The organism is Rothia sp. HMSC069C04, from assembly GCF_001812895.1.
Taxonomy (GTDB): domain Bacteria; phylum Actinomycetota; class Actinomycetes; order Actinomycetales; family Micrococcaceae; genus Rothia.
The window spans coordinates 98757-118405 of sequence record NZ_KV810736.1; the positions used below are offsets into that span (position 1 = coordinate 98757).

Here is a 19649-nt window from a genome sequence, read left to right on the forward strand (position 1 = left end):
CCCGGTGCCCGAGGCTAACCGGCGTAACTAATCTCGTGCAGAGTCGTATCCAGACGGATCCAGCCGCGCTCCTCCATCAGGTAGCACGAACCGTCAGAACGGTGGGCAATAATGTTCGACGTATTATCCGCCGTCGAAATGGTCATCACGCCATCCAGACGGTCCAGCTTCGTCTCTTCACCGCTGAGGGAAATCACCTCAGACTCACCGTTCTTCACGTTCACCACCACGACGCTCTGGTCGCCAGCCCAACGGGCATTACGCGGAGTCACCGAAGAGCTCAGACGAACCATCTCCGTCAGGCGCAGAGGCTTGCCGGCATCATCACGCACAATACCGGAAATAATCACAGCCGACGCACCCTCAGTTGACGCCACAATCGCCATGCGCGCACCATCGTGAGAGACGTTCACGCTCGTAAAGCTCAAATTACGCTGCCAGGATAGACCAATATCAACACCGCGCTCACGCTCGGTTGCATCCTCAGAATCCGGTTTGAAGGCACGAACAATACCCTCACCATCGGCTGCCCACACCCAGCCATACGCATCAAAACTGGGAGCAGTCAGAGCGGTACTCTGCCACACGCGGCGGGCAGTACCCTGATACACCGTGTACAGGCTCGCGGCATCATTCGCCAAGCATGCATAAACATCCGCAGTGTAACCCATCGCCGGGGAGCTCAACTGGCTCACGCCACGCAGAAGCAGCTGCTCGCCCGCGTTGCTCATGTAGTCATCACGCGCCACCATCTGGCCGTTCGAATTAATAGCAACCGTGCGGGCAGGAACACCCGGGTTCAGCTTCACCGCAGAAAAGCCGCTCGGTGCATTCTCAGGAATCAAAGTACCGTTGTAGAACACCTCGGTCTTACCCAGACCGGAGAAGTTCTCCAAACCGTGCATAATCTGCTCACGCACACGCGCCAAACGGTTATCGTCCAGGTGCTCACCCGAAAGACGAACCAGCACATCCTGGTTATCGCTCATGGTCGCCGTCTCAAGGCTCATCGACTCGTTCAACGCCGAGAACGCAACATCCTTCAGGTAGGAGGCCGGGCCAGCCATCAGCGTACGCACCAGCAACTCAAAATAGCGGTCCGTATGCGGGAACCAACGAATATCCGGCACAGCATAACGGAACGCACGATCATAGAAGTACAGGCGGCACGGGCTAAACACGCGCTCAAACTCGGCACCATCCAGCCACAGACCATCCGGGCAGGAGCTAATACGCCACTGGTTATCTTCCATAACCATGGTGAAGTCCTGAGTTTCAGTCTGAGCCTCCGGGAAGGTGCTCGTAATACCCTGACTATTCACAGTCGCCGTCTGCTGGAAACGCACATGGTAGGTACCCTCGGCTGCTCCACTATCGTCACTGCGGGGCTGCACCGTATTACGGTACACGCGAGTCGTACCCATAGGATTCCAACGACCCGCAAAAGAAGAACTCAAATACTGGCGCGCCACAGCATAATTCTCAATGCTGTCCACACCAGCACGCACGAAGCCCTCAATAATCGCCTCGGGAGTAGCACCCGCCAGCGGACCCGGCGCACGCGCCGGAGAAGTATTAACACTCTTCACTTCCAGACCGCTACTGTGCTGAGTCACTCGATTGTTTGAGGGAAGACCCGCGCAAGAGCTCACGAGCGTCGCCAAAGACACCGCACCCCAAGACAGCACGGCGCGTCGAGAAACAATAGCCCTGTGAGACATGGAGGTCTTAACCTTCCTCTACGAACAAAGACAAACCATCACCTGCTAACGCTGCAGGCCATCGCAGCGCGGTGAAAAGATAACCACAGTGAAATAGCAACACCGTGAAAATATACCTGCATTGATTGTACTGGGTAAACAGTGCAAATACGCAAGGATAAGCGTAAATACAGCCGAGCAACACCAACACACCCATATACGGCAGAAGCGTAAGCCTCTCCCCGCCCGAACCCCTTAGAGCTCGTCCTCAATGTTCACACGAGGAGCAATATTGGGCAGCGTATCCTTCGCAGTCGCCGAACGATGCGAGATTGCCTCAGGCTCACCCGTCACAAGAACCGGCGACTCACCCAAAGGCGCACCGTGAATCAGCGGCAGGTTCATCGTGAAGCAGGCACCGCGGCCCTTCTCGCCCCACGCCTCAATCGTGCCGCCGTGCAGACGCACATCCTCAGCAGCAATCGACAGCCCCAGACCCGTACCGCCCAGGGTGCGCTTACGCGAAGTATCAGCACGCCAGAAACGGTTGAACACCTGAACCGCTTCATCCTCAGACAGACCGATACCGTGGTCACGCACCGCAACACCCAGGTTCGTGGCATTCGCACCGACGTACACGTCAATCGGGCGGGACTCGCCGTGCTCAATCGCGTTGTACAGCAGGTTACGCAGCACACGCTCAATACGCACGCGGTCCATATCAACCATGATGCTCTCATGGCTCGTATGCACGTTCAGCTTAGTATTCGTGCGCTCCAGGTGCGGCAGAGCCTCCTGCAGAATATTCGACAGCACACGCATGAAGTCTTCAGTGTCGATGGTCAGCATTGCGCTACCGGCATCGAAACGAGAAATCTCCAGCAGGTCAGAAAGCATCGACTGGAAACGATCCACCTGATCGTGCAGAAGCTCCACGGTGCGGCTCTGCGTGCGTTCCATCTCGTCACGCGTATCGTACAGAAGTTCCGTACCCAAACGCACCGTCGACAACGGGGTACGCAACTCGTGCGAAACGTCAGAAACGAATCGCTGCTGCAGAGTCGACAGGCGCTCCAGCTGAACAATTTTCTCCTGCAGCGAGTCAGCCATCAGGTTGAAGGAATAGCCCAGACGCGCCGCCTGATGCTCACCGTGTACAGACACACGCTGATCCAGGTCACCGGCAGCCAGCTTCTCAGCGGTAATAGCGGTCTGCGTAATCGGGCGGACCACAAAACGAGTCACAATCCACACCACAGAAAGCACCACAGTAAGCAGTGCACAGAAACCACCAAAAAGAACAAAGTTAATATGCGCAATCGTGGCGGAAGAATCCGTCATATCGTACACAAGGAACAAACCGTAATTAGGGTTCTGTGCAATAGAAATATGTGTACCAACAATAAGCACCGGATAGGTACGCTCACGATTATTTTCGACAGTAGTCACCGTAGACGTCTGCCAGAAAATACCCTCTTTATCGCGAACAGTTGTTTTGAAATCATTCGGAATACTCGAAGAATTCAAAGAATTATTACTACTCTGCTCGGGAATAAAGCCCTGCTTACCTTGACCTTCCAAAGGCACAAGAATCCAATTGCGCTTACCCGAACTACCCGCATCCAAGACGGTCAGGGTACGGCTCACATTACGGCGAATCTCGCTGTCACTACGAGCCTCAGAGGAGTCCAGCACACTCTGAACGTTGCGGAAACCACTCTCCGATTCCGCCAGCGCCTGAGACTTCTGATTCTCAAAAAGACTCGACGCAATCTGGCTTGACAAGGACCAACCCACCATCAAGAAGCTCAGGAACATCATGATGCCCGCGGTTCCCAGAGCACGGAACTGCAGAGATTCCTTCCACAGACGCTGAGCGCGCTGCATCAGGCTCCTACTACTCTGCTTTTTCGCCTTACGCGGCTTGGAAGTGCGGGTACGCGAAGAGGCGGAGGCTACCGCCTCCGCCGTCAAAGCGCCGTGCTCATGGCTCGACTTCGCAACAGACAATCAGGTTATCCCTTCGCCTATGAATAGGTTCCGATTAGCTACCGGAAGATCCCACCAGCTCGGTCGGAATCTTATAGCCAACGCCACGAACCGTCTGAATAAAACGATCCGCACCCAGCTCATCAAACTTAGCGCGCAAACGCTGGACGTGCACGTTTACCAGCGAATCGCTCACATCAGTGTAACCCCAGACCATATCCAGCAGTTCCTGACGGCTCAACGCCTGACCCGGGTGGCGCACCAGCGCAGCCAGCAGGTCAAACTCCAGAGGAGTCATCGGAACCTCAGTGCTGTGGTACTTGACGGTACGACCGTCCATATCCATGACAATATCGCCAATGGACACCACCAGCTGGCGGCTCTCGCGCGGACGCAAACGAGTACGAATACGCGCCAACAATTCAGCGTGCTTAAAAGGCTTCGCAATGTAATCATCAGCACCAGCCTCAAGACCCTTAACAACATCTTCAGTGTCGCTTTTAGCGGTCAACATAATAATCGGCACATTAGAAGAGCGGCGAATTTGCTGGCACACTTCAATACCGTTCATGCCAGGAAGCATCAAATCCAAAAGCACCAAATCGGGAGTGGAACGCATAAAAGTTTCAAAAGCGCGTGCACCATTTTCACAGAAAACAGCGTTAAAGCCCTCTTGCGCGAGCACGAGGCCAATCATTTCCGCCAGAGCATCATCGTCATCAACCACCAAAATGGTGTGTGCGTCGCTTGCGCTCACAGTACCTCCCTAAAGAATTGTCGTAAATACTTACATAAAAAAGCTGATTCTCTAATCATACCGCGCACTCAGCCAATGCACGGGCACACTCTGTCACCCGAGCCAGCGAAGCCGTGGCATCCAGCATACTTACCGCGGCTGAAGTCATCCCAGCAGGCACGGAACCGCTCTGAATACGCTCATCAGGCATCAAACCCACCGCGCTCAACTGGGTCGGCTCAAGACCAACCTCGCGCCACAGGCTGTACAGGCGGCGCACCTGATCAGGAACCCGCGCAGAGGTCACCACCGGCAGCCACAGCTGAGCCTGAGCCTCCAAAAGTTGCGCCACAGGTTCCCAGGAACGAGGGTCGCTCAGCGGCGGAACCTGCAGCGTGCCCGGCCCCTTGAGGCGGGCACGATCAGGATGCAACAGCAAAGCGCAAGGAGCGCCGCCCTCAACACGCATCGCCTTCACAAGAGCCAACGCGTCAAGGGTGGGGCGGGACTGGCTCAGCAGCTTCAGCTCCTGCACAGGCTTGAGCGCGGTGCCATCCACATCCAGGATGAGCTGCAGATTCAGCTCGGCGAAACGCTCCGAGATACGGCGGTACACCTGCTGATAGTAGTGAGGTTGCAAAGCCGGCAGGGAGCGGAAACCACTCACCGTAGGGATGGCCCCCTCCATCAGACGCTGAAATTCGGATTCATCCAGCTGCACGGCAATCAGCGCCCGCGGAGCTTGCAGAGCCTCGCGCAGAGAACCCATCCAGCGTTCCAGGCCTTCCAGGAACGACTCCAGCAGGTCACGGCTCGCCCCTGCATCACTAATGGCACGCTCGCCGCCGGGCAAATAGATACTGGCGGCAAGAGTCAGCGGACCGGCCAGCTGAATCTTATACGCCGGGGCGGTATCCTGCCCTGAACCGAAACGTTTCTTCTGCGAGCCCACGCGGTCAGCGAGAAGATTGATATCGGAGAGCAGACGGTCCTGCGCCAGGGCAGACTCGCGCGCTCCCCTGCCGCCGCTATGCACCATGCGCCACCCAAACGAGGCACCGTCAAAGGCAAGTCCCTCGCACACCGCCAGGGTGCGTGCCAGCGGGGTACTCCGCCAGCCCAGCGCAGGCAGATGCGGCAGGAACGGCAAGTGCGGGGAACCCAGCTCGCCCTCCACACGGGACATCGCCTCAGCCAGGTCATCGCCGGGAAAATCGCCCAGACCGCTAGCACGTACCAGCGGACGCTCCGTAGCGAGCGCGGCGAGGTCCTGTTCGGTCAGTTCGTCCCCTTCGGGGGCACGGTACTCACCGGGCAGTAGCAGGCGCTCCGGCACCGGCTCGGTGCGGGCATTCTGGCGGGAGGAAGATTGAGGGGGCATAAACGAGTGAGGTTAAGACAGGTTAGGGAAAAGTGCGGGCGGGTCGATGCTCTGCCGCTGGACGCTCAGCACGATGGATGCTCAGCAGGGATGAGAGCGGGGCTTTTCGGAGAGGCTGAGATCTCGAAGAGGGTGAAATCTTAGAAAGTCTTAGCTTTCAGACTTTTCAGTCTCTTCGTCCTGGTCAGCGTGCTCGTTCGCGATGCGCACGTGGTGGCGAATCACCTCAGAGATGATGAAGTTCAGGAACTTCTCCGCGAATTCCGGGTCCAGGCTGGATTCCTTCGCCATGGCACGCAGGCGAGCAATCTGCGCCTCTTCACGACCGGGGTCGCCAGCGGGCAGGTTGTGCTTAGCCTTCAGGACGCCCACGCGCTTGGTTGCCTGAAAACGCTCCGCGAGGATGTGCACCAACGCTGCATCGAAGTTGTCGATGGAGCGGCGCATGGCGAAGAGCTCCTCGTAAACCTCCGGCGCGACTTCATCGCCCATGGAGGTGGCGTGGGGGTCAAATTCGCAGGAAGTGTGTTCGGCAGTCATCGGTCTCTCCTCAGTCCGGTTGTGGTCTTCTGTGCGTTGCGCTCGAGCAGGCTGTTGCGGCAACAGCTGCGAATAGCGGGGTACGCGGCTATTCTGTGCGGCTAGTCGGCGCTGGTGGAGGCGCCAGCAGACAGGGTTTCCTGAATGTCTTCGCGGTCCAGCGAGTAGGCGCGGGCGATCGTGGACTGACCCAGTACGCGGGTGCCCTGGTAGAGCACCATGGTCTGTCCCGGTGCCACGCCGGAGAGCGGATCCAGGAGGCGCACTACGGTTTCCAGACGCAGTGCGCCTTCTTCTTCAGCTTCGGGGTCGGGTGCCCAGGTCATGTACGCCTTGGCGCGGACCGGGTCGGCGTGCGCGCGCACCTGTGCGGTCACCTCGAACTCTTCGCTGCGGGCGCCCAGCTGTGCGGGCTGTTCCAGGAAGCGTGCCGCCTGTTCTACGGGTACGCCCGCCCAGGTGGCGCGGATACCGCGGATTTCGTGCACGGCAAGCAGCTCGCGGGAGCCGACGATAACTTCGTTTTCCTTGGGGCGCACCTCCAGCACGAAGCGGGGCTTGCCGTCGGCGGCGGGGCGGCCCAGTGCCAGGCCCTTGCGCTGGCCTACGGTGTATGCCTGCGCGCCGGGGTGCTCGCCGAGCACCTCGCCGTGGGTGTCTTTGATGAGGCCGGGGCGCATTGTGATGTGGTCGCCCAGCCAGGCGCGGGTATCGCCTTCGGGAATGAAGCAGATGTCGTAGGAGTCGGGCTTCTTCGCCACGGAGAAGCCGCGCTCTGCCGCCTCCGCACGTACCTGCGCCTTGGAGGGGGTGTCCGCCAGGGGGAACCAGGCGTGCTTGAGCTGTTCGTGGGTGAGCACACCGAGCACGTAGGACTGGTCCTTGGCCCAGTCGGCGGCGCGGTGCAGTTCGCGGTTGCCGTCTTCGGTGGTGATGACGCGGGCGTAGTGGCCGGTCACCACGGCGTCGAAGCCGAGTGCGAGGGCGCGTTCGAGGAGCGCGGCGAACTTGATCTTTTCGTTGCAGCGCATGCAGGGGTTGGGGGTTCGTCCGGCTTCGTATTCGGAGATGAAGTCGTCGACGACGTCTTCCTTGAAGCGTTCGGAGAAGTCCCAGACGAAGAAGGGGATGCCCAGCTGGGAGCAGACGCGGCGGGCGTCCATGGAGTCTTCGAGGGTGCAGCAGCCGCGGGAGCCGGTGCGCAGGGTGCCGGGCATGCGGGATAGTGCGAGGTGAACGCCGACTACTTCGTGTCCTGCTTCTACGGCGCGGGCTGCGGCGACTGCGGAGTCAACGCCGCCACTCATAGCTGCAAGAATTTTCACTGCCTATCCTTCTGTTGTGTTGAGCCTTTAGAAAGGTACGCCTTATTTGTGTGGGCGGACTTTTCGTTACTGTAGCTACCCATTGTACGCAGGGGCTCGGCGGGATATTGGGCAGTGCACCCTCAGCCCGCCCTCAGCGAACGCTGATATTGCAAGCTGAGGGCGGTTCGGTACCTTTTTTCTGTCTTTTAGTACCAGCGGGAGGCGTCCGGCAGCTGCGAGGACAGCCCCGCCTTTGCTGCCTGTTCGTAGGCAGCGGGTAGTGCCGCGATGAGGCGCGCAATATCGGCTCCGGTGGTCGAGTGACCGAGGGTGAAGCGCTGGGCGCTGCGGGCGGTGTCTTCGTCCATTCCCATTGCCATGAGCACGTGGGAGGGGCGGGTCACCCCGGCGTTGCAGGCGGAGCCGGTGGAGCTGCTGATGCCCTGCATGTCCAGCAGGAAGAGCAGGGTGTCACCTTCTGCGTTTTCGAAGGTGAAGTGGGCGTTGCCGGGCAGTCGCTTCTGGCCGGGGTATTCTTCGGTGAGCGGGTTTTCGCCGCTCAGGTGCGCCTGAGGGATGAGCGCGCTAATTGCCGCAACGAGTTCGTTGCGTAGCGCGGCGATGCGGGCGGATTCTTTGTCGAGGTGCTGTACCGAGTGCACGGCGGCCTCTGCGAAACCTGCGATGGCGGGTGCGTCGATGGTGCCGGAGCGTACGGAGCGTTCCTGGCCGCCTCCGTGGAGGACGGGGGTCATCTGCACGGCACGGGTTGCAACCAGCGCGCCGATGCCCATGGGACCACCGATTTTGTGGCCGGAGATTGCGAGGGTCGCTACCCCGCTGGCGTGGAAGTCAATGGGGATTGCGCCGAATGCCTGCACCGCATCCGAGTGCACGGGAATACCGTATTCGGCGGCGATGGCGGAAATCTCGGGGATGGGTTGTACGGTACCGACCTCATTATTCGCCCACATGACGGTCACGAGCGCTACGTCTTCGGGGTTCTTTTCGATGAGTTCGCGGACGGTCTGCGGGTTGACGCTACCGTGCTCGTCTACGGGGATCCATTCGAGCTGCGCGCCCTCTGCCTTTTCGAGCCATTCGCAGGTTTCTTCCACGGCGTGGTGCTCGATGGAGGAGACGAGAATTCGGGTGCGCTGCGGGTCTTCTTCGCGGCGCTTCCAGTAGATGCCCTTGACCGCGAGGTTGTCCGCCTCGGTGCCGCCGGAGGTGAAAATAACTTCGGCGGGGTCGGCTCCGACGGCGCGGGCGATGCGTTCGCGGGCGTATTCGACGGTGGCGCGGGCGTCGCGGCCTACGGCGTGCAGGGAGGAGGGGTTGCCACCGTTGCGCATCTGTTCGACCATAGCGTCGATGGCGGCGGGCAGTACGTCGGTGGTGGCGGCATGGTCGAGGTAGACGCGGCCGTTCTGACGGTTGGTTTCTGCGCTCATGGTTCCTCCTGCTGGGTTGTCGGCAGTTTTTCGCCTCACTTATTTTATCGCGCTCTATCCGCACTCTTCTAGGTGTGTTCATCTGCGGCTGGGTCGGCGAGCGCTGCTGCCCCGGGATGCTCAATGCTGGTCGGGGGCTGTTCCGGGCTGGTCGGGGGCTGCGCGGTACACTTAGGAACGTGTTCAAGATTCTTTTCTATACCCCTGAGATTCCCGGCAATACCGGCAACGCTATCCGTTTGGCGGCGATTACTGGCGCTGAGTTGCACCTGGTGAAACCGCTGGGCTTTAACTTTGATGATGCGCATCTGCGCCGCGCGGGTCTGGACTATCACGACCTGGCGGTGGTGACGGTGCATGAGACCCTTGAGGATGCGTGGGAGGCTCTGGCTCCGGAGCGTGTTTTTGCGTTCACGACGACTGCTTCGACGTCGTATGCGGATATTGAGTACCGTCCCGGTGACGTGTTCATGTTTGGTCCGGAGTCGGTGGGTCTGCCCGCTGAGGTTCAGCAGGATCCGCACGTGACTGAGCGTGTGAAGATTCCGATGAAGCCGGGTCGCCGTTCGCTGAACCTGGCTAATTCTGCGTCCATTGCGATTTTTGAGGCGTGGCGTCAGAACGGTTTTGAGGGAGGCGCCATCTAGCATGGCTACAGCACACCATAATCTGCCGGGGTCTCTGGTTCAGCAGATTCTGGAGACCGCCCCTCCCCTGGCTGAGCAGATTCGCCTGGACCCGCAGAATAGGGAGTTCACGGAGCAGGGTTGGGAGCCGGTCTATTCGGCGTCCCCGAAGGCACGCATCGTGGTAATTGGTCAGGCGCCCGGGCGCGCCGCGCAGGAGAGCCGTATCCCGTGGAATGACCCGAGCGGTGTGAAGTTGCGCGAGTGGATGGGCGTAACGGACGAGCAGTTCTACGACCCCGAGCTGATTTCGCTACTGCCGATGGATTTCTACTACCCCGGTAAGGGCGCGCACGGCGATAACCCGCCGCGTAAGGATTTCGCGCCGAAGTGGCATCCGCAGCTACTGGAGCTCATGCCAGATGTTCAGCTGATTCTGCTGGTGGGCGCGTACTCTCAGAAGCATTACCTGGATGGTGTGCACGCCCCGAAGGCGCAGAAGAACCTGACGGAGACGGTTCGCGCGTGGGAGTCTTACCTTCCGAAGTTCCTGCCGCTGGTGCATCCTTCGCCGCTGAATTTTAGGTGGCAGGCGAAGAACCCGTGGTTCGAGCAGGAGGTTGTCCCGGCTTTGCAGAAGCGCGTGGGTGAGGTTCTCGAGGACGTCTAATTCTCCCCTAATCTACAACGCCAATACAGTTTGCTGTACTAACGAAAGAAAGCTCCCACCCCGCGTATGGGGTGGGAGCTTTCTTTGCGTACGCCGTGGTGCGCTCATGCTGAGCGGTTAGTCCTGCTGAACACTAGAGCCGGCTGAGCGGGTGTTTCCCAACCGCGTTTCTACCCGTTCAAAGCAGAGCGCGTTTTACTTCTGGCTGTTTACTTCTGGCTGTCGGCGTCGCCCAGGGTCACGGTGATGTCATGGGTGGAGGAGCCGCGCTTAACCTTCAGCTTCAGATCAGAACCTGCCGCTGCGGCACGTACGGTACCGTTGAGCTCTTCGCTCTTGGTCACGGCGTGACCGTCGGCTTCAATCACGACGTCGCCGGATCGCAGGCCTGCCTTCGCGGCGGGGCTGTTAGATTCTACCGAGGCAATTTCAACGCCACCGGGGATGAGCTTGGACGAGCCCGAACCGGTGTCCGCAGGGCTGTTCTTCACGCTCGCACCCAGGTAGCCGTGGGTTGCCTTGCCCTTGGCGATGATCTCGGAGGAGATGCGCTTGGCGTAGTTGGAGGTAATGGAGAACGCCATACCGTCGGCGGTGCCACCGTCCTGGCTTGCCTGGCCCTGCGCGTTGATGCCGACCAGTTCACCCTTGAGGTTCACCAGCGGGCCGCCGGAGTTACCGTGGTTGATGGGAGCGTCAACCTGAACCATGGGGATGTAGTTCTGGCCCTTCGTGTCGGCAGGCTGCACGCGGTTTGCGTTCGAGACCACGCCGGAGGTTACCGATTCGCTACGACGATACGGCGCGCCGAGGGCAACCACTACCTCGCCGGAGACCAGCTTGGAGGAGTCACCCCAGGTGATGGGCTGCAGGTCCAGGCCGGAGGGGTTAATCTTCAGGACCGCCAGGTCAGCGGCAGAGTCCAGGCCCACTACGGTTGCGGTGCGTACGGTGCCGTCGCTCAGGCGCACCTCAATGGTGGATGCTTCTCTGGAAGATTCGAGGGTAACCACGTGGTGGTTGGTGAGGATGTGGCCTTCCTTGTCGAGGATAACGCCACTACCGCCACCGGAGGAGGAGCCGTTCGAAGCAACGATGGTCACGGTAGAGGGCAGGACCTTCTTCGCGGTTTCTGCTACGCCTGCCACGGTGGAGGAGTTGCTGATATTGGAGCTCACGGAGCCGCGGGAGGAGGAGCTGGAGGAGCTGTTGTTCGATGCCGCGATGCCGCCTCCGACGCCCGCGCCGACGCCACCACCGACGAGGGCTGCGAGCAGAGCTGCGGTGAGCACAACACCGGCGCCGTAACGCTTGTTGTTCTCAGTGTTCTGGGGTGCAGACTGTGCCGAAGCGACCTGAGCAACCGCTGCCTGGGGGTAGGTGTATCCGGGAGAGGCATATGCCTGCGGGTATGCGTTCTGACCCTGCTGGTAGTTTGCCTGTCCGCTCACGTTCTGCATGGGACGGGTTGCATCCGTGACGCCGTCATTGCCGCCGTAAGACCATCCGTTGTTCTGAGTCATAAGTTCTCCTAGAGTCGCGCGTGTGCGTCACCCTGGGCGCACGCTATCTTTCTACTGTAGAGGGTGTTTTATGGCGTTCGATATTTTTTTGCTGTTGGTTATCGGGGAGTTCCCTGGGAATTTTTCTCTCGCCCTTTCATTTGGGGTAGATTAGCCGGTCTTGAGGCACCCGGCGATTCACCCGACGGCTAGTTTATTTTGGAGCTTTGTTCGCTATTTTTCGTTACTCTCAGGTTTCTCTTTTAAAGCACTCGGTTTTTCTCCACGGTTTACACAGCATGACGCTTCTTGGTACACAGCTTGAACACAGGGTCAGTCCGTAATGTTGAAGGCACATAGAGCCGAGAACAAAGGCAAAGGACAAAAGCAAAGGAGAAACCCATGATGATCGGAACCCTGATTTTCTGTGCGATCTTGGCAAGCTCCATCGGTATTGGTGCGGGTATTGTGGCGTGTTGCTCGGGAATGGTGTACCGCCGTCATCGTGCGGAAAAGGCCTCCGAGCTGACTCAGCAGATGGCTACCCACGCACTGACTGCCGGTAGGTAGCGTAGAGAGTTTGATAGTTTTCCGGGGCGGGAGATGAGAGCCCTGCACCGGGAGGGGCGAGAATCCCCAGTATGTCCCGAAGGGTCGGTGTGAGGACCGGCCCGGGTGTGATAATGAGTTGAGTGATGATTGATGCGGCGTGAGCCCCTACATGAGGGCGCACGCCGCATCGTCCTTTAACTGTGAGGCGGATGCGGGGCACAGGAAGCACTGTCGGAGAGTACCCGGCACCCCGGCTACTTCCCTTTTAGTATGCGGTAAGGCAACGGCGTTGCGAGCACCCGGGATTTAGCTGGGTTATGGTGAAGTCATGAGGATTATTTCTGCTGTTTTCGCTCTTGTTGGCGCGCTGTCGGTCATGCCTGCGGCGGTGGCGTCTTCTTTGGATGGCGCAACACGCCTGTATGCGTTGCTTATATTTGTTCTGATCTGCGCGGCGGTAGCGTTTTTCGCGTCGTTGAGCCCTTCGCGCCGTCGTGCGCGTGAGATTAGGCGGCAGGTATTACAACAGCAGCAGAACCAGGCGATGAATCAGCAGAGACCTTCACAGTCTGCGGCGCAGCAAGTACCCCCTCAGCAGGTTCCTTCGCAACCAATACAGGGCGCGGTGAGCTACCCGATGCACTACCAGCCGAAGCCAGCACAGCCGGGTAATAGTGCTCAGCAGTCGGCGCAGGGTTCTGCTCAGAACCAGGCGCAGTCCCCGCTCCCTGAGCCGGATCAGGCTGTCAATGCTCAGCAGACTCAGCAGAGTCAGCAGGCTCAGGCGCCCTCGCCTCACCCTGCCTCACCTCAGCCTCCTCAGCCGGTGGCTGCACCTTCGCCGTTGGAGCCGATGCAGGCCGGTGGTATCTCCGGTTCTTCGGCGCAGAACCATTCAGCAGAAAGCCAATCAGCAGAAAGCCAGGAGCAGCAGAGCATGCCCCAGAACACCCCGGCGCAGCCTGAAGAGCGCCCGCAGCAGGAGGCCGCCCAGCAGGCTCCCAAGAGTAACCCGGCGCAGAGTAACCCGGCGCCCTCCGACCATTTCTCTCTGAGCACCAACTTCAAGCTCATTCCCCCTCTAGAGAACGCACAGCGCAGCCGCTACCCCATGGTGCTTTCTGTCAGTACATCAGAGGATGAGGTCTTTGCACTACCGTCGATTAGCGGTGTGCCGCAGCATCTGCTGGTGGGCACGCAGGAGAATCATGTTCCGCTGAATCAGCGTCCGCGCCTACAGCAGATCAATATTCTTGAGAACTACCTCATGCGTGCGGTCATGAACCTGCAGACGCTCGAACGTGCGCAGGTTTCTCCGTTGCACAGTTTCAAGGAGACTGCCCAGGCTGACCGCACGGTGCTTGCCGCCGAGCTGGAAGAAACCATCCGGGTATCTCGGCTGAAGCTGAGCGGGGCGTTGGAGTTTTATACGTCCCTGCCTCGTCTGGCGGATACCCCGGGCTCTTTCGCTTTTGCCCGTGATCACGCGCTCTCCCTGAGCGCCGCCGTCATTAGCCTGACCGAGGAGTGCTTTGAGCGTACCTTCCGTTGGCGCCTGCTGGAGGATACTCTCCCGGACTCTTTGAGCGACCGCCTCTACGCGGTGCGTTATCTACGTGAGAGCGCGCAGAAGCTGGCGGCTTTTGTGGAGCTGAGCGATTTTGATCGCGCCATGCAGCTTGCCGAGACCTGGAAGAAGACTGTTCGTAAGGACTCGAATCTCGATGAGGTCAAGGTCTGGAATGAGATGACCGAAGTTGCCTTTGACGTTCTGCCCGAGTTGCGAGAGCGGGCGTTGAAGGGCGTTCAGTCTACGTTGGAGTTTAGCGAGCTTTTCTACCGTTCCGGCGAGGACGGTACGCACCGTATGCTCCGCCCGGAACAGCTGAGCGAGTTTGAGCTCAAGGGCGTGCAGTCCACGCTGGAAGAGCGCCTGGAGAAGGTGCGTCTTGAGCTTCAGGATGCGGAGTTCTGCGCCGCGGTCTTGAGCTTGCAGGCGCGCTCTGTCATTGAGCTTCTCCAGGAGCTTCTGCAGGTTGAGCAGGACGGCGTTCTGGCGGAGGTTGTGACCGATTTGCGAGCGCTTGCTCATGACTCGCCCGACCTTGCCGAGCAGCCTATCCAGACGTTGATGTTCAGCCGCGAACAGTACGCCCCCGATGGGGAGGATCTTCCGACCATTGGCGAGCGCATCCGTTCCCTCTCGAGTGTTCCCGAGGTTCTGGCGTTCGTTCACTACGAGGGACCGGTACTTCTAATGGGCGTCTCGGATCCGTATAAGGCGTTTTCCGGGGAAGGTTCCTTCGAGGGTCTGCTTTCGGAGGAGAAGAGGCTATCTTCCATGCCGCTGTCGGTGTTGCGCACCCATTCGAGACTTCTGAAGCAGGTGCTTCGTCTGCAGAATCTGCGTTTGAAGCTGGCGTGGGTGAGTAGCTGTAGCGGCTACATGCCTTTGAGCCTGGTTGAACGGTATTACGTCGGCTCCTCTGCCGGGGATGAGGATTTGAAGGAGCTGACCGAAAATATTGAGGCGCTCGCTGAGCTTCTGGATGCCCATTCTAATTCCCAGGTGTATAAGGGCCGTGGCGTGCCGACTACGCCCTTTTTGTGGTCACAGATGCGAAAGCAGGCAGATCGCAGTTCTAGGTTGCTGAATACTGTGCAGTTCTTAGGCTGGATGTTCGCTTCGTCTTCGCGGGTTAAGGTAGTGAACGGCATGGCACAGAGCATCCACGATGTTAATGCCGCGGAGGTAGTGGAGCACCTGATGAGCAATCTAAAGATTGCGCGTCGGCGCTAACTAACTGAATAGCCGGTGGGCCGGGGTCTGGCGTGAGGCTAGACCCCGGCTTTCCTGTATACCGGCTTCCTATATACCGGCTTTCCTGTATAAAGCCTGGGAAGTCGGTAAACGGGTGGCAAACAGCGGCGCAACATTCTCGTATCTGTGTGTTTGCGTGGCTGAGCCACCGCTACACTAATAATGTGACCAGCACTAAGGCGTGCGATGTTCAAGCACGCCGTGAAGTACAGGTCCGTTCATACTTCACGACAACGGAGGAAAGACCATGACCGAGCACGCCTTTGCGCGTCAGATTCGTCCCGCACGCCCTCGCCTGCGCACTATTCTGGGTGCCACAGTGCTGGCGGCAGGTCTTTCTTGTGCCCCGGCGGTTCTGCCGGCTGGTTCTGCATTTTTGAGCACGTCGGCACAGGCTGCTGACCCGATGCAGATTACGGGCACCACCGTGTACGATTCCACGAACTCTTTGGGTGATACCGCTACCCTGAAATCTAAGATTTCGAATCTGTCGAAGAAGTACAACGTGGATTTGCACGTGGTGACCATTGATAAGTTCGAGAACCCGTCTACTTCTTCGAGCTGGACGAAGGCGCTTGCCACGAAGAACAATTGGGGTTCTGCCGATGTGGTGCTGGTGATTGCGACCGAGTCCCGCCAGGCGTATTTCTTGGCAGGTAGCACCAAGACTCTTTCGAGCGATCAGCAGACGAAGGTGTACCAGAACTACATTAAGCCGAAGCTGCAGAACAGCGACTATGCGGGTGCAGCTCTTGCTGCGGTTGAGGGTATTGAGGCCCAGAAGGGCGGTAGCTCTTCTGGTGTGGTGACCGGTGTGCTCGGTGTGGGTGCGGCGGCAGCTGTTGGTGCTGGTGGTTACGCGATGTACCGTCGCCGCAAGAAGAAGAACGCTCAGCAGCAGCCTCAGCGTTCCTACGGTGCGCCTCGTAACTACTCCCCCATCCCGGAGGTTCCGCTGGAGGAGCTGCGCACTCGCGCCGGTAGCGCCCTGTTGCAGGCTGATACGACGATGAGCCATGCGAAGCAGGAACTGGATTTTGCGCGTGCACAGTACAGCGACCAGCAGGTCGCCGAGTTTGCTCAGGAGATTGCACGCGCTGAGGATCTGATGCGTAAGTCCTTCCAGCGTCAGCAGCTTCTGACCGATAGCATTCCCGACACTGAGGCCGAGCAGCGTGCCTGGTTGACTGAGATTATTGATAACTCTCAGGAAGTTACCCGTATCGCTCAGGAACAGGACGCTAAGCTGGCTCAGTTGCGCAACTTGGAGCAGGAGGCACCCCAAGCTATTGAGGCTCTGGCTCAGCGTCTGCCGCAGCTGCGTGCTTCGGTGGAAGAGATTACCGCCCAGTACCACGCGATGAGGGAACGTTACCTGCCCAGCGCCCTGGAGCCCATTTCTAAGACTCCTACCCTGTTGGAGTCGAACATGGTGCTGTGCGCTGCGGAGGTTGAGAAGGCTCAGGCGACCATTGCTACGGCACGTTCGGAGGCGGTTGCTCACCTGCGCACCGCGGAGGAAGCCGCCTCGCAAATTCAGGCGCTGGGTGCGGCTGTGAATACCCGCTCACAGGAGCTGGAGCAGGCTCAGTTGGGTCTGAGCACCGACCTGCTGAGCATTCAGCGTGACGTGGCTGAGGCGAAGAGCCTCGCTGCTTCTCAGCGTCGCGATGATTTGGGTGCGGTCGCCGCCGGTATGGAGGCGGTGCTCAACCAGGTCAACCAGAGTGCTTCGGCTCGCCCGAATGACCCGCTGACTCTGGCGAACCAGCTACATCAGCTCTCCGCTGAGCTGGATAAGGCAATGACGAATATGCGTGCTACCCGCGAGCGTTCTCGTGCGGCTTCGCAGAACCTGGATCGTACGATGCGTTCTGCCTACGCTGCGGTGAACGGTGCGCGTAGCTACATCAATAACCGCCGTGCGGCGGTGGGTCCGATGACCCTGACCGCTGTTTCTGAGGCGGAGCGTCACCTGGGTCAGGCTCAGCGCCTGGCTCCTTCGGATCCGCTGAACGCCATGAAGGAAGCCAACATGGCGATTCAGAAGGCGACCGATGCGCAGAACCGAGCTCAGAGCGAGGTCGGCAACTACTACAACAACCAGAACAACCGCGGCGGCGGCAGCTTCGGCGGTGACCTGGCGAAGGGCCTGCTGCTGGGCGCTCTGATGACCGCGATGAACTCTGGCACCAGTAGCTGGGGTAGCAGCGGCGGCCACAGCAGTGGCGGTAGTAGCGGCGGCAGCTGGGGCGGCGGCTTCAGCGGCGGTGGCGGCGATTGGGGTAGCGGCGGCGGTGACGGCGGTAGCTTCTAACCGCCTCCGATGCTACCGATTCTGTCGGTCGGTTTCTGTAGGTTTTTCTACAGTCTGACCGGCGGGGTGCATAGCTTACCTCACCGCTTTCTTCCCCAGTCGGAAAACACCTGAGGTAATTTACCAAAAGTTTAGGTTGCAGAAATCAGGCGTGCATCATTTTCACAGCATGCACCCAGAAATCTGCCACATAATTAGTTATACGGGCACGGCTCACGAGGAGCGTAGTGCTCCCCCGCAGCCCGTGAACAGAAAGTAGGAGATTATGGCTAAGCAGACCATCTTCGGCCGTATTGCACAGCTCACTAAGGCAAACATCAACGCTCTGATTGATGCAGCTGAGGACCCGGAGAAGATGCTGGACCAGATGGTTCGTGACTACACCAACAACATCCGCGAGGCGGAGGCTGCAGTAGCACAGACCATCGGCAACCTGCGACTGCTCGAAAAGGACCACGCTGAGGACGTCAAGGCCGCTCAGGAGTGGGGCACCAAGGCTCTGGCAGCTTCTAACAAGGCTGATGAGTTCCGCGCAGCTGGCGACGTTGCCAACGCTGACAAGTTCGATAACCTCGCGAAGATCGCTCTGAACAAGCAGCTGCTGGCTGAGAAGGCTGCACAGGCTGTTGAGCCTCAGCTGGCTTCTCAGACTCAGGTTGTCAACCAGCTCAAGGACGGTCTGGAGAAGATGCGCTCCAAGCTTGAAGAGGTCAAGTACAAGCGCGATGAGCTGACCGCACGTCAGAAGACTGCAGCAGCTCAGACCCAGGTGAACGACGCTCTGAAGGCGTTCGACGTTCTGGACCCGACCAGCGAGATGAGCCGCTTCGAAGAGAAGGTTCGCCGCGAAGAGGCACGCGTCATCGGTCAGCAGGAGCTGGCAGCTTCCTCCCTGGACGCACAGTTCAACACCCTGGACCAGATGGAGCGCGACACCGAGCTGGACGCTCGCCTGGCCGCTCTGAAGGCAAAGAACGCTCCGGCAGCTCCGGCTCCCCTGGCTGTGGAAGCTCCCACCCAGACTCTCTAAGCCTGGGACTCTCTAAGCCCGGTCTAGCGCATAGCTTCTTGAGCTAAACCTATAAAGATCCGCCCCGTTCCTGATGAGTTCAGGAACGGGGCGGATCTTTATGCGTTATGGGGTGCGAGCTTTAGTTCGCGTAGATGTACAGGTAGCCTGCCATAGCGGCGCGGGTGATCGCATCCGAAGAGGTGGAGCCGGTACCAATACCGTTGGAGGCGGCCCACGCCAGAGCCTGGGACGCGTAGCCGCCCTGAGCCTGTGCCGGGGAGCCAGCCGCACGGTACATGAACTCAGCCATGGTGGACTCGGTGACGGCCTCCAGGGGGCGGAAGTCGCTACCGCTGATGCCCTGCTGGCTCAGCCAGAAAATCTCCTTGTACGCGGGGTGGTTGACCGGAACATCGCTGAACGGCGAAACAGCCGGTGCGTTCACTGCGGGGCGACCAGCCACGCGGTACAGGTAAGTTGCCAGCTGTGCACGGTTGACCGATGCGTTCGGGCGGAAGGTACCGTCCGCGAAGCCGAGCATGATGCGGTGATCAGAGTTCCAGCTGATCTCGTTGTAGTTCGGGTTCGAGTCGGACAGGTCGCTGTAGCCCAGCGCCGGAGTCTTACCCGCGAAGTCCAGGGAGGACGCCAGGATGTGCGGCAGGTCGTAGTCGTGGTGGCTGAAGCCGTCAATCAGCTTCACGCGGGCGTCAGAGAAACCTGCGCCCAGGTATGCGTTGTAGCCAGACTCGACTGCGCCACGTGCGCTCCAGGTGACGGGGTAGGTGTTACCGGAGGTGTCCTTCGCGCCAACCCACCAGTACATCGGGGATGCCTTGGTGGTTGCATCAGCGTCCACGGAGCCGTCCGAGTCGCCGCCAGCGACCATGATGGAGCCGCCACCGTTACGCCATGCGGTGTTGTGGTCGGTCAGCTCGTAGGTGATGAACTCAGCGCCACCGGAGTAGCCCATGGTCCACACCTGGGAAGCGTCCAGGTTGTTCTGGCCGATGAAGGAGGAAGCGAAGGAGCGGAAGAACTC

15 protein-coding genes are annotated in these 19649 nt (G+C 59.4%); 6 read left to right on the top strand and 9 right to left on the bottom strand.

Features of this window, described 5'->3' with window-relative positions; translation table 11 throughout:
* Nucleotides 1–14: 14 nt before the first annotated feature.
* The 7 genes from HMPREF2879_RS03095 to HMPREF2879_RS03125 all read right to left on the bottom strand — a co-directional run bounded on the left by HMPREF2879_RS03095 (nucleotide 15) and on the right by HMPREF2879_RS03125 (nucleotide 9107).
* Nucleotides 15–1721 carry an LpqB family beta-propeller domain-containing protein gene (locus tag HMPREF2879_RS03095; protein ID WP_070634793.1) on the bottom strand — a complete coding sequence of 569 codons (1707 nt, stop codon included), beginning with the start codon at nucleotides 1719–1721 and terminating at the stop codon, nucleotides 15–17.
* Nucleotides 1722–1955: 234 nt separating this feature from the next.
* Nucleotides 1956–3710: an MtrAB system histidine kinase MtrB gene (gene mtrB / locus HMPREF2879_RS03100; RefSeq protein WP_070634794.1), complete on the bottom strand. Its 1755-nt coding sequence runs from the start codon at nucleotides 3708–3710 to the stop codon at nucleotides 1956–1958.
* Nucleotides 3711–3744: 34 nt separating this feature from the next.
* Entirely contained in the window at nucleotides 3745–4446 is a 702-nt protein-coding gene (gene mtrA / locus HMPREF2879_RS03105) for an MtrAB system response regulator MtrA (RefSeq protein WP_012903206.1), read from the bottom strand.
* Between the two features lie 55 nt (nucleotides 4447–4501).
* Entirely contained in the window at nucleotides 4502–5806 is a 1305-nt protein-coding gene (locus HMPREF2879_RS03110) for a uroporphyrinogen decarboxylase/cobalamine-independent methonine synthase family protein (RefSeq protein ID WP_049358411.1), read from the bottom strand.
* 150 nt (nucleotides 5807–5956) lie between these two features.
* Entirely contained in the window at nucleotides 5957–6346 is a 390-nt protein-coding gene (locus tag HMPREF2879_RS03115; protein WP_049342203.1) for a chorismate mutase, read from the bottom strand.
* 101 nt (nucleotides 6347–6447) lie between these two features.
* Nucleotides 6448–7671, bottom strand: coding sequence for a tRNA 2-thiouridine(34) synthase MnmA (gene mnmA, locus HMPREF2879_RS03120; protein WP_049358409.1), 1224 nt, complete (start codon nucleotides 7669–7671; stop codon nucleotides 6448–6450).
* A 188-nt stretch (nucleotides 7672–7859) separates the two neighbouring features.
* Nucleotides 7860–9107 (bottom strand): cysteine desulfurase family protein, encoded by a 1248-nt coding sequence (locus HMPREF2879_RS03125; RefSeq protein ID WP_070634795.1) that lies wholly within the window; start codon nucleotides 9105–9107, stop codon nucleotides 7860–7862.
* A 179-nt stretch (nucleotides 9108–9286) separates the two neighbouring features.
* Between HMPREF2879_RS03125 and HMPREF2879_RS03130 the strand changes: the two genes are divergently transcribed.
* Nucleotides 9287–9754: a tRNA (cytidine(34)-2'-O)-methyltransferase gene (locus HMPREF2879_RS03130; RefSeq protein WP_005508556.1), complete on the top strand. Its 468-nt coding sequence runs from the start codon at nucleotides 9287–9289 to the stop codon at nucleotides 9752–9754.
* 1 nt (nucleotide 9755) lies between these two features.
* On the top strand, nucleotides 9756–10403 hold the full coding sequence (locus HMPREF2879_RS03135) for a uracil-DNA glycosylase family protein (RefSeq protein WP_070634796.1): 648 nt from the start codon (nucleotides 9756–9758) through the stop codon (nucleotides 10401–10403).
* Nucleotides 10404–10612: 209 nt separating this feature from the next.
* On the opposite strand, the gene HMPREF2879_RS03140 is transcribed toward HMPREF2879_RS03135, so the two are convergent.
* Entirely contained in the window at nucleotides 10613–11926 is a 1314-nt protein-coding gene (locus HMPREF2879_RS03140; RefSeq protein WP_070634797.1) for a S1C family serine protease, read from the bottom strand.
* 381 nt (nucleotides 11927–12307) lie between these two features.
* Here HMPREF2879_RS03140 and HMPREF2879_RS09415 point away from each other — a divergent pair, with 381 nt between their 5' ends.
* The 4 genes from HMPREF2879_RS09415 to HMPREF2879_RS03155 all read left to right on the top strand — a co-directional run bounded on the left by HMPREF2879_RS09415 (nucleotide 12308) and on the right by HMPREF2879_RS03155 (nucleotide 18625).
* Nucleotides 12308–12475 carry a hypothetical protein gene (locus HMPREF2879_RS09415; RefSeq protein ID WP_168165097.1) on the top strand — a complete coding sequence of 56 codons (168 nt, stop codon included), beginning with the start codon at nucleotides 12308–12310 and terminating at the stop codon, nucleotides 12473–12475.
* A gap of 310 nt (nucleotides 12476–12785) precedes the next feature.
* Nucleotides 12786–15257, top strand: a complete 2472-nt coding sequence (locus HMPREF2879_RS03145) for an atrophin-1 family protein (RefSeq protein WP_070634798.1) — start codon at nucleotides 12786–12788, stop codon at nucleotides 15255–15257.
* A gap of 268 nt (nucleotides 15258–15525) precedes the next feature.
* Nucleotides 15526–17595 carry a TPM domain-containing protein gene (locus HMPREF2879_RS03150; protein ID WP_070634799.1) on the top strand — a complete coding sequence of 690 codons (2070 nt, stop codon included), beginning with the start codon at nucleotides 15526–15528 and terminating at the stop codon, nucleotides 17593–17595.
* A 265-nt stretch (nucleotides 17596–17860) separates the two neighbouring features.
* Nucleotides 17861–18625, top strand: coding sequence for a PspA/IM30 family protein (locus HMPREF2879_RS03155; RefSeq protein WP_070634800.1), 765 nt, complete (start codon nucleotides 17861–17863; stop codon nucleotides 18623–18625).
* Nucleotides 18626–18746: 121 nt separating this feature from the next.
* On the opposite strand, the gene HMPREF2879_RS09510 is transcribed toward HMPREF2879_RS03155, so the two are convergent.
* The coding region (locus HMPREF2879_RS09510; RefSeq protein ID WP_246822896.1) for an S-layer homology domain-containing protein at nucleotides 18747–19649 on the bottom strand (903 nt) is incomplete at its 5' end.

Bases quoted from the DNA above. Each gene is read 5' to 3' on its own strand.
- HMPREF2879_RS03095 (WP_070634793.1), bottom strand. From the start codon at position 1,721: ATGTCTCACAGGGCTATTGTTTCTCGACGCGCCGTGCTGTCTTGGGGT.
- HMPREF2879_RS03110 (WP_049358411.1), bottom strand. From the start codon at position 5,806: ATGCCCCCTCAATCTTCCTCCCGCCAGAATGCCCGCACCGAGCCGGTG.
- HMPREF2879_RS03115 (WP_049342203.1), bottom strand. From the start codon at position 6,346: ATGACTGCCGAACACACTTCCTGCGAATTTGACCCCCACGCCACCTCC.
- HMPREF2879_RS03125 (WP_070634795.1), bottom strand. From the start codon at position 9,107: ATGAGCGCAGAAACCAACCGTCAGAACGGCCGCGTCTACCTCGACCAT.
- HMPREF2879_RS03135 (WP_070634796.1), top strand. From the start codon at position 9,756: ATGGCTACAGCACACCATAATCTGCCGGGGTCTCTGGTTCAGCAGATT.
- HMPREF2879_RS03140 (WP_070634797.1), bottom strand. From the start codon at position 11,926: ATGACTCAGAACAACGGATGGTCTTACGGCGGCAATGACGGCGTCACG.
- HMPREF2879_RS09415 (WP_168165097.1), top strand. From the start codon at position 12,308: ATGATGATCGGAACCCTGATTTTCTGTGCGATCTTGGCAAGCTCCATC.
- HMPREF2879_RS03145 (WP_070634798.1), top strand. From the start codon at position 12,786: ATGAGGATTATTTCTGCTGTTTTCGCTCTTGTTGGCGCGCTGTCGGTC.
- HMPREF2879_RS03150 (WP_070634799.1), top strand. From the start codon at position 15,526: ATGACCGAGCACGCCTTTGCGCGTCAGATTCGTCCCGCACGCCCTCGC.
- HMPREF2879_RS03155 (WP_070634800.1), top strand. From the start codon at position 17,861: ATGGCTAAGCAGACCATCTTCGGCCGTATTGCACAGCTCACTAAGGCA.